The 15,155-nt window shown below is 56.6% G+C and carries 6 protein-coding genes; 4 read left to right on the top strand and 2 right to left on the bottom strand.

The window, feature by feature from the left end; all coding sequences use genetic code 11:
* Positions 1-463 precede the first annotated feature (463 nt).
* Genes ACQK2L_RS20695 through ACQK2L_RS20685 form a run of 3 tightly spaced genes read left to right on the top strand, consistent with a single transcriptional unit; the run spans position 464 to position 8,736 of the window.
* Positions 464-1,042, top strand: coding sequence for a hypothetical protein (locus ACQK2L_RS20695; RefSeq protein WP_425398949.1), 579 nt, complete (start codon positions 464-466; stop codon positions 1,040-1,042).
* A complete protein-coding gene (locus tag ACQK2L_RS20690) occupies positions 1,039-3,150 on the top strand; it encodes a flotillin family protein (RefSeq protein WP_425398948.1) in 2,112 nt (703 codons plus the stop codon). Before ACQK2L_RS20695 ends, ACQK2L_RS20690 begins: the two co-directional genes overlap by 4 nt.
* Positions 3,151-3,210: 60 nt before the next feature.
* Positions 3,211-8,736 carry a DNA repair ATPase gene (locus tag ACQK2L_RS20685; RefSeq protein ID WP_425398947.1) on the top strand — a complete coding sequence of 1,842 codons (5,526 nt, stop codon included), beginning with the start codon at positions 3,211-3,213 and terminating at the stop codon, positions 8,734-8,736.
* Between the two features lie 61 nt (positions 8,737-8,797).
* Here ACQK2L_RS20685 and ACQK2L_RS20680 read toward each other — a convergent pair whose 3' ends face one another.
* Together ACQK2L_RS20680 and ACQK2L_RS20675 are read right to left on the bottom strand one after the other, a co-directional pair.
* The gene (locus ACQK2L_RS20680; RefSeq protein ID WP_425398946.1) at positions 8,798-11,965 is read right to left on the bottom strand and encodes an efflux RND transporter permease subunit; all 3,168 of its coding nucleotides are present in this window, start codon (positions 11,963-11,965) and stop codon (positions 8,798-8,800) included.
* Between the two features lie 9 nt (positions 11,966-11,974).
* Positions 11,975-13,069, bottom strand: a complete 1,095-nt coding sequence (locus tag ACQK2L_RS20675) for an efflux RND transporter periplasmic adaptor subunit (RefSeq protein ID WP_425398945.1) — start codon at positions 13,067-13,069, stop codon at positions 11,975-11,977.
* A gap of 426 nt (positions 13,070-13,495) precedes the next feature.
* On the opposite strand from ACQK2L_RS20675, the gene ACQK2L_RS20670 reads away from it, so the two are divergent.
* Positions 13,496-15,142, top strand: a complete 1,647-nt coding sequence (locus tag ACQK2L_RS20670) for an efflux transporter outer membrane subunit (RefSeq protein WP_425398944.1) — start codon at positions 13,496-13,498, stop codon at positions 15,140-15,142.
* The last annotated feature ends 13 nt before the right edge of the window (positions 15,143-15,155 follow it).

The raw sequence follows: 15,155 nt of genomic DNA, 5'->3' as shown, positions 1-15,155 counted from the left end.
GCGATCACTTCGCAGTACAGCGGGGTCGAGCTCCATCAGGAAGAGGCATGCCGCGCCTGACTGTCAACGTGTGTGCATCCAGCCGTTGCGGTAGAGTGTTCAAACGTCGTTGCTGCACGGGCTGTGGAGGCAGGTCGCTAGCCTCTCCTCGCCATCGTTCCGGAAGCCATCGGCCACGGTGATGCTGGATGAAGATCGTCCCGTAATAGCCCCTATTCCTAGGGCCAAGGGGTGGTCTTGGAGGTTTGGCGCCGATTAGCTGCGGCCCGCCATTCATGATATCATTTCGGCGGCTTTGCGCGGGCAGGCCGGCTCGACGATAATCTCCAATATCGAGTCGGACCCGGCGAATACTGATCAATAACGCCTCAATTTTGGCGCTGGTTACAGCGTAAGGGGGGATAGGACCATAACCAACTTTCTCGAATACTGTCTGGCTTGGCCGGTGCTGCCAGCCACGGCCTTGATCCTCTTGATCTTGGCCTACGGCTTGGTGGCCCTGGTGGGGGCTGCCGACCTGGATTTGTTCGAATTCGACATAGATGTCGACGCCGATACCGGTTCGCCCACCAGTGTGGGAATGGCCATCCTAAAATTCTTGAATTTGGGGGACGTCCCAATCATTATATGGTTGGCGTGTTTTGGCCTGATTTGGTGGGCGGCATCGTTGGTTTTGTGGGTTCTCGTGGATGGAAAACCCGAGGACATCACCTGGGGGCACGGAGCAGTCCTGATCCTGCGAAATCTGGGGATTGGACTTGTGGGGGCCAAGGGGCTCACCGAGCCGCTTCAGAAGATGTTTGATGAGACTGAACACTACACGCCGGGCAAACTTATTGGCGCTATATGCGAAGTGACTACGAGCGAAGTTACTGAGGATGTCGGGCAAGCGAAGGTGGCTACGGATGCCGCACCTCTGTTAATCGATGTGCGAGCCAGGCAGATAGACTTTGAGAAAGGCGATCTGGCCATGGTGGTTGGCTACGATGAAGCAGCAAAAACCTACCAGATCGAGAAACTAACAACAGAGAGTGATGAATGATGTTGCTGGCAGAAATAAGCGATGTGTACGTCATTGTAGGTGGCATTGTATTGACAGCCATCGTCTTGCTCCTACTCATCGGATTTGCGCTTTCAAATTTCTATCGGAAGGTTGCTCCGGAGGAAGCGCTGGTTCGCTCCGGCGGAGGCAGATTGACGGTTGCCACCGGTCAAGGCATGTGGGTTGTCCCCATCATGCACCGCGTGGACCGTATGGACCTGACACTGAAACGCATCGAGATCGCCCGCCAGGGGAATGATGGTTTGATCTGCGCCGACAACATTCGAGCCGATATCAAAGTCGCATTCTTCGTTCGCGTGGACAAAGAAGACGAGAAGATCAAGGAAGTCGCACAATCCATCGGTTGCCACCGGGCGTCCGACGAAGGCACGCTCACAGAGTTGTTCGACGCCAAGTTCTCCGAAGCGCTAAAAACGGTTGGCAAGCAATTTGAGTTTGTCGACTTGTACGACAAGCGAGAGAAGTTCAAGACGGAGATCATCAAGGTCATTGGTGTTGACCTGAACGGATACCGGCTCGACGACGCCGCGATCGACTACCTCGAGCAGACTTCGGTTGAGTTACTCGACCCGAATAACATTCTGGATGCCGAAGGCATCAAAAAAATTACGGATCTTACGGCCAAAGAGCACATTCGAGCCAACGACATCACCCGAGAAAAAGAAAAGCTTATTCGCAAGCAGGACGTAGAAGCTCGTGAAGTCATCTTGAATCTCGATCGACAGCAAATCGAGGCGGAAGAAAAGATGAAACGCGAAGCGGCTGAAATCCGTGCTCGCGAAGAGGCTGAAGCCCGAAAGGTACAAGAGCAAGAGCGGCTCAAAGCCGAAACCGCACGTATCCAGACTGAAGAAGAACTGAAGGTTGCCGAGGAGAACAAAGATCGTCAGATCATCGTTGCGGAGAAGAACAAGCAACGCACCGAAGCTGTAGAAGTGGAACGGGTGGAGCGAGATCGCCTGTTGGAAGTCGCCGAACGAGACCGCTTGGTTGGTGTCGCTGTTGTCGAGAAAGACAAAGCGATTGAAGTCGAGAATCGCAACATCCAGGAAGTCATCCGCGAGCGCGTTGTGGTCGAGCGAGCGGTGGTGGAAGAGCAAGAGAAGATCAAGGACACGCAAGAGTTTGCTCAAGCCGACCGTCTCAAGCAGGTAACGGTGACAAAAGCCGAGATGGCTGCACAAGAAAACCTGGTGATCGAGGTCAAGGCGGCCGAGGCAGCCAAGCAGTCGGCCGAGCTCAAGGCCGAGCAGGTCGTAATCGAAGCCGACGCGGATCGCGACGCCGCCGAACGCAAGACCCAGGCCATGAAGATGCTGGCCGAAGGCAAGACGGCCGATCACGCAGCGACGGGGCTCGCCGAAGCCCACGTCCAGATCGCCGCAGCCGATGCCCTGGAGAAAACAGGTCAGGCGGAAGCGCATGTGATCGAAAAGAAAGCCGTCGCCGAGGCGACTGGCGTCGGGGCCATGGCCGAAGCCAAGGAGAAGGAAGGCACTGCCGAAGCCACGGTGATGAAGCTCAAGTTCAGCAGCGAAGCCGACGGCATTACCCAAAAAGCCGAAGCGATGAAGCTCTTCGACGGCGTTGGCCGCGAGCACGAGGAATTCAAGCTCCGACTGAACAAAGACAAAGAGATCGAAATCGAAGCGATTCACGCCCAGCGACAAATCGCCGAAGCCCAATCGCAGCTTGTCGGCGAAGCACTCAAGAGCGCCCGCATCGACATCGTTGGGGGCGAGAGCGAGTTCTTCGACAAGATCGTCGATTCGGTGAAGGGCGGCAAGGCAGTCGATCGCTTTGTGCACAACAGCGAAGTGTTGACGGACGTGAAGAACACATTCTTCAACGGCAACCCGGAGTACTTCAGGGACAAGACGATGCAGCTTGTCGAGCAGTTCAATCTCAGCACGGACGACATCAAGGATCTGTCCATCTCCGCTGTGCTGCTCAAGATGCTCGGCATGACGGATGCGGACGAGACACGAAGCGAGCTTAACCGACTACTCGACACGGTGAAGCAGCTAGGGGTGTCGGATAAACGCCTGGCGGCGTTAGGCATCGGCGTGGCGGACGACAAGAAGTAGTCGCTCTGATTCGTGTCACCATGCAGTGTCTTGAACCTCTAGCCCCTCGGAAGCGATCTGATGGCTTCGCCCGAAACGTCCAGTGAGGCGACAGCAAGCGAAACGGAGCAGGACGTCCAGCTTGAAAGCGGGGCCTATGAAATCCTGCGGAACCGTTTGCGCGAGCATGGCCAGGAGTTGCGGCAACGACTGGATCGCTTAAACGCTGCGCGCAAGGACGTGTTTGGCGCTATCGCCACGACGCTGCTGGCAACCGAACGCATTACCACCGAGAACAACTGCGTCCCCCGCGACCTGGTGTCGGTGGGAGACAAGTTTCTGTTCGGCTACAACGTTCACTTGGGGCTCAAGAGCGAAACGCATCTCGAAGACGTCTTCGCGTCCTATGAGTTTCGCGAGAACACGTTTCACGCAGCTCCCCTCTCGCTGATAGCCGACGAGCGATTCCAACGAGAATTTGGCGAACTCTACAAGTACTACAAGGATGCACGCTTCGCCAAATTCTTCGTTCGCGATCCGCACCTCTACATGGTCTTCAGGGTTGGGGAAAGTGTCTCCGACATTAAGTGCTTCAAATGGCTGCTCGTTGACGATCAGCTAAAGTACGTCGATAGCCGAAGTGATCACGAGGTTCAGTTTCCCCCGCAACACGAGTTTGAATGGATTCGCACAACGCGCGACATGCACTCGAGCGGCGTTCATCCCCACATTTCGATCGAAGATCGGGTGTTTGTGGAGACGGTCGGCGGGGATTTGACCATCAAGATTGAGAACAACACCGATACGGGAGAGGGCATTTACGCCGAGCCTGTCGATAACGCAGACCAAACGCTTGACGACGCTCTGATCTACTACGCGATTGTCGGCAATCTGATCCTGCTGAAGATTCGCCCCTATCAGGAACAAGCTTTTCGCTATATCGTCTACAACGAAAAGATGCAGGAAGCTCGGCGCATCGATGCCATCGAACATGCATGCGTTCTGCTGCCTGACGGCCATGGGTTGATCTTCTCGAACGGCTACTATCTCCAGAATGGCGAGCACAAGACATTCGAGCATCAGACCGCTGGCATGTTGTTCGAACGCCGGGTCGCATCGCCGAATGGTGAAGACTACCTCTACGTTTTCTACAACCGCCTAACTGGCGTCTATGTCCTGCTGCGATACAACGTGATCGAGCAGAGTGTCGACACACCTCTCATTTGCAGTGGCAGCTCCTTATTCGATGCCGGCGAACTCGTCTGCTTTCGCTCGCCAGACAAGCCAGAGAAGCACCACGCCCTGCAGATCTGGCAAACTCCCTACGTGGGGCCCAACTTTGTCCCGCCAACCAACACGGATTCGCAGCTTTTCAAGATAGGCAATCGAGACATTGTGCGAGGCATGTCGGAATGCCGTGCAGTGCTGGCACTGATCGACAAAGACGAAGCCTATGCCGAGCAGTACATTGACATTGCCAAGCAGACCAGTGACATTCTCGACTCGTTCTTCTGGATCGACGATGAGGACGCATTCAAACTCAGCGAGCCCCTTCGCGAAATCCTGACCGCCGCCAGTGCGGCGATTGATGAGTTTGAAAAAGTCAGGCAGGTTCGCGCCGCGACCAGTCAGCAAACTCGCGACACTCAGAGTCGCACGCAACAACTTCTCGCATCGATTAGTCACAGCCGCTTTGAGACGATCGATGAGTTTGTGGGCGCGATTGGAGATCTCAGGGCCATACGCGGCGCCATCATATCGCTGAAAGACCTGCGCTACGCCGATCATCCATTGATCGAGTCGCTTGAAGAAGAGGTTGTCGAGCAGTCGGATGTGCTTGCCCAACGCTGCGTCGAGTTCCTGCTCGGCGACACGGCACTAAAGCCTTATCAAGATCGCATCGCGGAGCAGAGCAAGGCAATCGAGGGACTCGAGCGCGTGGCGGACGCCAAGGAGTTGCTCGAGGTAATCGATCAGGGGGCGCGGGAACTGGAGATGCTGATTGAAATAGTCGGCAACCTCAAGATCGACGACGCCACGCAGCGCACCAGTATCATCGATGATATTTCGGCGATTTTCGGAACCATCAATGGCGCCCGCGCATCGATCAAGTCTCGCATCCAAGACTTGGTATCCGTCGAAGGCATCGCTGAGTTTGGCTCGCAGATGAAACTGCTGGACCAAAGCGTCGTTAGCTACATCGACCTATGCGATTCGCCAGAAAAATGTGAAGAACTGTTGACGAAGATCCTCGTGCAAATCGAGGAACTCGAGGGACGCTTTGCCGAGTTTGACGATTTCGTTGTTCAACTGAGCGAGAAGCGGGACGAGGTCTATAACGCTTTCGAGTCTCGGAAGCTGGCGCTGGTGGAGAAGCGAAATCGTCGGGCGAGCTCCATTGCTAGCGCGGCCGATCGCATCCTGAAGGGCATCCAGAGTCGCGTGGAGCGACTTGACGATATCGAGCAGATCCATTCGTACTTTGCCTCGGACCTGATGATCGATAAGGTCCGGGACTTGATCCGCCAGCTGCAAGAGCTGGAAGATACGGTCAAAGTCGACGACATTCAAAGTCGCCTGAAGACGGTCAAGGAAGATGCGATCCGGCAGTTGAAGGATCGACGGGAACTATTCTCCGACGGCGACAACCTGATAAAGCTCGGCGCCCATCAATTTACGGTGAACGTGCAGGCGCTCGACCTGACTACCGTTCTAAGGGACGAAAACATCACCTTGCACTTGACGGGCACGAACTTCTTTGAGCCGCTGGTTGACGAGCAATTGGAAGCCGCTCGCGAAGTGTGGGCACAAGAGGTCGTGTCGGAGAACGACGAAGTCTACCGGGGCGAGTACTTGGCCCGCCTGATGTTCGAGCACCTTCAGGCGAACCAAGAGCTTCGCACAAGCTTCCAGCACGCAACAGAAGTCGAGCGTGCGAAGAGCGTTCAGCAGTTTATGGGGCCACGGTATCAAGAGTCGTACGTGAAGGGCGTTACCGACCATGACGCTAGCCTCATGCTTCACGAACTGTTGAAGATGAACGACCGGATTGGATTGCTTTGCTTTCAGACGCAGGCGAGGGCATGTGCTCGCGTGTTCTGGGAGCATTTCATGGATCAAGAGGAGCGGGCGCTCATGGCAGCTCGACTCCAGGGGGTGGCGTTGATCGAACAGGTCTTTCCCAATGCCACTCAACAGTATCTGTACACTGAGGCGTTGCGACAGCAACTAAGCTCTTTTGTGGATGCGAAGGGGCTTTTCGATGCTTCGCTAGTAGACGAGGCGGCCAGGTACCTGTTTGCCGAATTGGCCCGTCCGTCCGACGGCCGGCCCTTTGGGTCGTTCTGCGTAAGTCGTGTTGCCGCGGACGCCTGCGACGCGTTTGGCCGCCTGCTGCGTCACAGCAGTTTCGATAACCAATACGCCCACAGCATCGAACCTCTGTCCGACAACCCGGCGGCTCGGTTTCAGTTGATTCGCGGCTGGGTCGAGGCATTCTTACCCACAACAGACACGCCTGCAGAATATCGTGATGAGATTGCGGCCGCATTGATGCAAGCGGACAATCTCGCAACTGCCGGCGTGGAAGGTCAGTCGGTGGTTGATGGCCAAGTGATCGTCGATGGCCAGGTGACGGCCGACCTTTCTGGATTGCTTGGCGTTCACCCGACTATCAAGTCGGGAAACTACGCTCTTCACTTCAACCATTTTATGGCCAAACTGGACAAGTTTGTCGCCGAAGCGGTTCCTCGGTACACCGCCTTTCAACACCGCAAGGCCGAACTAGTGGATGCGGCGAGGAAAGAGATGCGACTCGACGAGTTCAAGCCACGAGTGCTGACCTCTTTTGTGCGAAACAAGTTGATCGACACCGTTTACTTGCCGCTTATTGGAGATAATCTGGCTAAGCAGATTGGCTCCGCCGGTGAGTCAAAGCGAACCGACCGAATGGGGCTGTTGCTATTGGTTTCGCCACCAGGGTACGGCAAGACGACCCTGATGGAATACCTGGCCAACCGGCTAGGCATCATCTTCATGAAGATCAATGGGCCGGCAATCGGCCATCAGGTCACGTCGCTCGACCCTTCCGAAGCGTCCAATGCCGCAGCCCGCGAAGAAGTAGAGAAGCTCAACTTGTCTCTCGAAATGGGAGACAACGTGATGATCTATCTTGACGACATTCAGCACTGCAACCCGGAGTTCTTGCAGCGTTTCATCTCGCTTTGCGATGCTACTCGCAAGATCGAGGGCGTCTACAAAGGACACACTCGAACCTACGATCTTCGCGGCCGCAAAGTGGTAGTGGTCATGGCCGGAAACCCCTACACCGAAAGTGGTGAGCGTTTCCAGATTCCAGACATGCTCTCTAACCGAGCAGACATCTACAACTTGGGCGAGATCATTGGCGACTCGGCCAAAGCGTTTGAGATGAGCTATCTGGAGAACTGCCTTACGAGCAATCCCACGCTTAGTCGACTCGCCAGCCGAAGCCAAAAGGACGTGTATGCGTTCCTCAAGATTGCAGAAACGGATGAGCGCGAGGGGGTAGAGTTCGAAGGCAGCTACTCTTCTGTCGAAGTGGAGGAGTTTGTATCCACACTCCGAAAGCTGATGACGGTCCGCGACGTCATTCTCAAGGTCAATCGCCAGTACGTCGCTTCAGCGGCCCAGTCGGACGACTACCGCACCGAGCCGCCTTTCAAGTTGCAGGGGTCGTATCGAAACATGAATCGAATTGCCGAGAAGGTAGTGCCGATCATGAACGATGCCGAACTTCAATCGCTAATCCTTTCCAGCTACGAAAACGACGCCCAGACACTCACGTCCGATACGGAATCGAATCTGCTCAAGCTTCGAGAGTTACTCGGAATACTCACCGCCGACGAGGCCGCGCGATGGGAGAGCATTAAGCGGACGTTTAGCGAAAACGTGAAGATGAAAGGCATCGACCAAGGAGATCCCATCGGGCAGGTTGTGGGACAGTTGCGATCGTTTAATGAAGGGTTGTACGCTATCAAAACCGCCTTGGCCGAGAACGCCGAGGTGATAGCCGAGAACAAGAGCAATGACAGATTGCTCGAACATGCGCAGGAGCAAGAGAACCGGCGCATTGAGTCTGAGCAGGAGCGGGCGTCGCTGCTGGTTGAACGAATATCGGAAGTAGGGTCGGGGCTGGCCAGCATTCAAGATGCCATCGAACGGGGCTTGAAGAAGCTCCACGACACGAGCAAGAAACAACTTGCAAGCGAAGCTCGCAAGCCCGCGGGCGCCGACGACGCTACCGTAGCTGCAGCCATCCAAGCCATGCAGGAGCTTGCTGGCGAGCTTAGCGAGCTAACGAGCGGCACCCTTCCGATCGACCCATCGCAGCCAACTCGCGTGTCTGTCAGCCATCGGGTTCCCAAGTCGATTCTAGGAGTGATCGAAAGTCAATTCGAGTTAATGAAGGACTCCATCGCTCCGCTGCTAATCTCTACGGAAAAGAACTCAAAGAGCTTCGAGGAACTCAAAGACACTTTCCAGCAGTCTCTCGAGCACACCACCGCACTCCTGAACGAACTGTACGACGCCCGCAAGAAGCAAAGCAAAGGGCGGTCGAAATCCTAGGTCGGCGGAGTGAGTAATGTGTCACCAGCGACTTGGTGTGGAACCAACCACCCGTCCTGCTCTAAGCCTGCTGCTTCGCTTGCGACGTACCTGATGCAAAGGGGCGAACGTACCACCGCCTTGCAGCAGCTATCCAGCTTCCGCCATCTTCGGCTGCGATCAGGGCGCAGGGAGTGAGGAATAGCGAAACGAGTGTGGCGAATAGTACTCCGTAGGCAAGCGACGCCGCCATCGGAATCAAGAACTGCGCCTGCAGCGACTTATCCATGAGCAGCGGCACCAACCCGACGAACGTGGTAACCGACGTGAGCATGATCGGTCGAAAACGTCTCGCACCGGCTTGCAACGCCGCTTCCCGCATGCTTGCTCCTTCGGCGCGGCGATGGTTAACGTAGTCGATCATCACCAACGTATCGTTGACCGCCACGCCTGCTAAAGCGAGGATTCCAAACACCGAAAGGTAGGATGGTGTAATATCCAAGATGATGTGCCCTAACAGGGCGCCAACGGTAGCAAATGGAACCGCCAGCAACACGAAGAATGGTTGAGTCAACGACTTTAGCGCGATGGCGAGCAAGCCATACAAGGTGAACGCCAGCAAGCAGGAACCAATGATCGTGCTTCGCCGGGTGTCCTCCGCTTCTGCAACGTATCCTACGTATTCGTAGGTGAGATTGTGCTCGCGACATAGTTGCTCAATCTTGGGATCCAGTTCTTTGGCGATTCCCAGCACATCGACGGTCTCGTTAGCCGGTCGGGCGCCGATGCGAAGGACTTCCTTCCCATTCTTTCGATCGACCGAGGACGGCGCCTTGGCGAACGAGATCTCCGCCACCGCCGAAAGTGGGACATTTGCACCGCGCGGGGTGCGCACCCGCATTTGGTCGAGCGTGTGCAGCGACTCGCGTTGCTCGCGTGGCAGCCGAACCATGACGCGTATATCATCAATGCCGCGCTGCACGCGCTGCGCTTCTTCGCCGAAGAAGGCGTGCCGTACCTGCTGCGCTAGCAACTGCTGGGTCAATCCCAGTTCGGCCGCCAGCGGCTTTAGCCGCAACTCCAGTTCGTCTTGTCCGTAGTTAATATTCGCCCAAGTGGAACTGAACTCATCGTACGTTCGTAGCAAACTTCGAATCTCACGCGCCACCTCGGCCTTTTCCGGCGACATTGGTCCCCGCAACTCGATGTTGAGATTCTCGTTGTCGACATGTCGGTCGCGGTTGATACTCGAATCGGCGCGAATCTGAAACTCCGTCGCTTCGGGAATTGGCCCGACCAGTTCCGTCCAACGGGTAGCCAGCTCGCTGTTCCGTGGTCCAGGCGCGGTTCGGTGGGAAGGTGACAACACCTCGAACGAGATTGCTCCGCGCGTCTTGTCGAAGTCGCGATGAATTCGTGCAGCGCCTACCAGCGTCGAAATATCTTGCACCAACGATTTGCCGCTCGGATCGACGTACTCCTGCTGAAGTTGCAACAGCGCCGACTCGATCCGCTCCATGTAGCGCTCCGTGACCTCCAGCGGCGTATCATCCGGCATGTCCAGTTCGGCGGAAATGCGGCGTTTGTCGACCGATGGGTAAGCAATGAACTCCATCCGCCCACTCAGACAGTACCCCGCCATCAACATTACCATGGCAACAAAGCCCGCCATTACCGAGTACCGATAGTGAACCGCCTTCTCGAGGCAAGGTCGGTAGATTCGATCGACAAAGTACTCGAGACTTTGCGCCACGGAAGTCTGAAACCTGGTGAACGGGTTATTCCGCGGAACGGGTCGCAGGTGCTTGAGGTGAGCTGGCAGGATCAGTTTCGACTCGACCAGGGAAAAAAGCAGAACGGGAGCGACCACCGGCGGCACCTGCGACGCGAAGTCACCCCAACTTCCATCGAAGAACAGCAATGGAATGAACGCCACCATGGTAGTCAGCGCGCCAAACGTAACCGGGATCGCCACTTCGTGCGTTCCTTTGACGGCGGCATCGAGCGGAGGCATCCCTTCCTTCATCTTCAGATAGACGTTCTCGCCAGTCACGATGGCGTCATCAACAACGATGCCTACCACGATGATAAACCCGAACAAGCTCATTACGTTCGCTGTGACACCAAACCAGGGCATCAGCATCACCCCACCGGCGAAGCCGACGGGGATTCCAGCGACAATCCAAAACGCCAGCCCGGGGCGAAGGAACAAGCCCAGCAGCAGCATTACCAGAATGCTTCCTTGAAGCAACGACTGGATGAGCGTCGACAGGCGACCTCGAATCTCGACCGACTCGTCGTCCCAAACGAACAGTTCGATTCCTTCCGGAAAACGCGACTGTGCGTTGCGGACGTATTCGTGCACCTTATCCGATATATCGATGGCGTTCTCCTTGCCGGTCCGCATCACTTCGACAAACAGCGCAGGGCGACCGTTGAATTCGACGGTCTTCTCGCCTTCTTCGAAGCCATCGGTGATGGTGGCAACTTCTCCAAGCAAGACGTCCGCCCCATTGGCCGCTCGAATGGGCACCTTGCTGAACTCCCGCTCGGAGTAGGCCTGGCCACGTGTGCGAACGATGAAAGTGCCGCTGTCGCTATCGATTGATCCCGCCGGCAGGTCAATCGAGAACTGCCGAATCGCATCCGAGAGGTCCTGAAAACTCAATCCGTAGGAAAGCAGCTTGGTTGAATCGACCTCTACGCTGATTTCGTACCGCCGATCTCCTTGCACCTTGGCACGGCTGATGCCAGGAAGTGCGAGGACGTCCTCTTGCACACTGCGGGCAACTTCCCGAAGCTCATGAGGAGTGAGATCGCCGGTTACCGCGATGCTCAGCACTTCCCACCAATTGGACGAATCGGGAATGACAACGCGTGGGCTTTCTGTCTCGTCCGGAAAGGTTGTAATCGTGTCGATCCGCGCCACGATATCGTCCATCAGTTCCCGCAAGTCGGTGCCGGAAGTGGCATCGATGAACATGCGGGCTTCGCCTCGATGGCCGTCGGCGTGGATGTCTTTAATTCCCTCGACGCCTTCGAGGGCTTCTTCGATGGGGATGAGGATCGCCTGCTCGATGTCTTTGGCGGTCCCGCCACGGTAAGTCATCTCGACGACCACCGTTTCGAAGCTGCGTTCGGGAGATACCTCCAGCGGCAGGCGAAACCACGCCGTGTAGACACCTGCGATCAAGATGGCAAGCATCAAGAAGTTGGCAGCGATGCCGTTAGTTGCAAACCATCGGATCATAAGAAGTGTTTAGTTTGTGGCTTTCTGGTCATCGCCTTTGGCGTTCGTCTCGGCAATCGCCTCGCTTGCACCAGGCTCGGGAATGATCTCGACCTTTGCGCCCTCCGGTGAATAGGCCAAGGTCGTGGTCGCCAGCCACATGCCGCGCGGAATGGCAGACGCCCTCACAACCACGTGCTCGGCGTCGGACCACACGGCCTGTACACTCATCGGCCGCAATGTCTGATCCTTGGGGTCGACCAGCACAATACGGTCCAGTTGGCGAACAGCTGCTCGAGGAAGCGCCATGACGTCCTTGAGGGTTGTGCCTTGAATCGAAGCGATCACTGGCTGGCCGATTCGCAGCGGCGGCATATCCGTCTTGCGTCCAAACGGATCGTCGACGCGGGCGATTGCAAACAGATCGCGAGAATTCTCGTCAAGCACGCCCTCGGTGCGCACAATCCTGCCTTTCCAGATGGTGTCGCTCGCTTGGCGTATTCCATCTCGCAGCGTCACTTCGAGTGGCTCGTCGTCGGCGAACTCGGGCAACTCAAGAAAGTCCCTCTGCTGGCCCGATATGGGAAGCCTCACTTCCACATAGTCGATGGCAAATACTTCGCCGAGAGGATTGTTCGCTCCCGCCACTTGGCCCAGTCCGATCAGCTTCGTATTCACCCGTCCATCAAACGGGGCCTTTATCTTGGTTCGCTGAAGCTGCAGCTTGGCTTGTTCAACGCGACTCGCCGCTAGTTCGACGTTGGCTTCGGCTTGCTCGCGGCTCGCCGTGGCGGCGTCCACCTCGCCTTGAGACACTGCATTCGATTTGACGAGCTTCAGCTTGCGCTCCTCGACCAACTTAGCTAGCGTGAGCGTTGAGTTCGCGGCCGACAGCTCCGATTTTGCAATGGACAGGGCGTTCTCAAAGTCACGCGGATCGATTTCGACAAGCACTTCCCCCTCGTCGAAGTAGGCTCCTGCCTCGAACGATGGGCTCACCCGCACCACTCTGCCTGTCACTTGAGAGGAGAGCGTCACTTCGTTGTGCGCTTGCACCACTGCGTTCGTCCTGATGACGACCGGGTAGTCGCTAACTTCCAAGTCCTGGACCCTGGTCCGTAACACCTGGCGCTTCTTCTCTGGCTCGGGTTCCTTTTCCACTCCTGAAGACAGGAGGGTGAACCCGTACCATCCTGCCGCAAGAATCACGCACGGAAGCGCAAGCCTGAGCAGCAGGCCGGCCAAGTGCGTGGATCTATGGGAGGACGTCGTCATGCGTCAGGGCCGGGGCGGCCGGTAAGGGAGGGAATGTAAGGTGGGAGTGGTTGCAGACAACCGCAAGCTGGTCATGCTCACGTGGCCTGGGGACCACTTAAACCCCGACGGATGCGGCGAGGTGCCGGCTCGCTGGCGCGCCTCCCGGTAGACTTTACCGCTTTTAATGGTCAGGAAAGCTCTAGCCGGGCGTGGATCCGCCGGGATGTTAAGCCTTTCTAGTCTAGCAGAACAAATTGTAGGACTGGAAGCAGAATCAACGATGAGAAGGAAAAAATGGGGTTTACCGACCGTGCTGCAAGTAGCGGATATTCAATGCAAATGACCAGGGCATCTCACAGAGGCCAATTCCCCTGCGGCGGGCGAGCTCAAGCCGTGGCGGTGGTTGCTTGCGTTGTCCTGCTTCTGCAGGGATGCACAAGTCCGCGGCAGTGGTTTGCCAACGGCTGCAAAGTGGGCCCCAATTACTGTACTCCCGCTGTGCCGGTAGCACAGGACTGGATCGACGCCGACGACAAACGGGTGATTGACGACCCGGTGGAAGCCGCCGCTTGGTGGACCACGTTCAACGACCCGGTGCTCAATCAACTGATCACCGATGCCTACGGGCAGAATCTCACCGTGCGGCAAGCCGGGGCGAGGATCATGCAGGCGCGAGCGATTCGCGCTATTACAGTGGGAGAACTGTTCCCTCAGCAGCAAGACTTCGCGGCAGCGTACTCGCACAATCTGAGGACGGGAATCGGCGACCGCCACTTCAGCGTTTGGCGAGGCTCGTTTGGCCTGGCGTGGGAGATCGATTTCTGGGGCCGCTACCGACGAGCCATCGAAGCTGCCGACGCGGACCTGGATGCCTCGATCTACGACTATGGCGACGTGGTGGTCACGCTAATCGCCGACGTCGCGGCAACGTACATCGACATCCGCACCTTGCAGGTACGCCTGGAACTCGCCAAACAGAACGTCGAGAACCAGCGAAAGACCTACGACCTCACGGTATTCCGACTCGAAGCCGGGGAGTCGAGTGACGTAGACGTCCAACAGGCGAAGTCGAGCTTGGTGCAAACTCAAGCCTTGATTCCCCAGTTAGAGATCTTCTTGCGACAAACCGAGAATCAACTCTGCATCCTTCTGGGAATCCCCCCTGAGGACCTGGAGGAGACTCTCGGAGAGGGGAAGATACCAGACGTAGAGCCGGACATCGTCCTCGGTATTCCAGCCGCAACACTTTTGCAACGCCCCGACGTGCGTCGTTCGGAGCGGCAACTCGCAGCGCAAAGTGCGTTGATCGGAGTCGCGGAGTCGGAACTCTATCCCCACATCACGTTGACGGGGACCGTCGGACGGAGCGCCGGCCAATTTAAGGACTTGTTCCGTAGCGGTTCGGGATTCGGATCCGTAGGGCCATCGCTCGAATGGAACATCTTGAACTACGGTCGCCTTCTCAATAATGTCCGCCTGCAAGACGCGAGGTTCCAGGAGTTGCTCTTCGCATACCGCGAGACGGTGCTGCTGGCGAACTTAGAAGCCGAAAATGCCATTGTTCAGTTTTTGAAGTCGCAAGAGCAGTTCAAGTTGCAACTCGAGGCCGCGGAGGCTGCAGACATCACCAACCGCTTGATCACGGAGAAGTACGAAATTGGCGATGAGAGGGACTTTAACCGCGTGTTCAATGTGCAGAACACCAAGACTCAGCAGGAACTCTCGGCCGCGGCCGCCAAGGGCGAAGTGGCCCAAGGTGTGGTTGCCATCTACCGTGCTCTCGGCGGTGGGTGGCCTTCTCCCTACTTAACGCAGCCAATTCCTGTTGCCTTGCAGCCGGAGAATCCGCCCGAAGGCGAACCAATCGATGCTCCCGCGCCCGACGACGAAGAGCTACCCATAGACGAGGAGCTTAGGAATCCGGCGGAGGCACAAGAGTAGCCTCCCAGCGACA

Source organism: Aeoliella sp. (assembly GCF_965227375.1).
Classification (GTDB): domain Bacteria; phylum Planctomycetota; class Planctomycetia; order Pirellulales; family Lacipirellulaceae; genus Aeoliella.
This window is presented reverse-complemented; position numbering and strand designations above follow the sequence as displayed.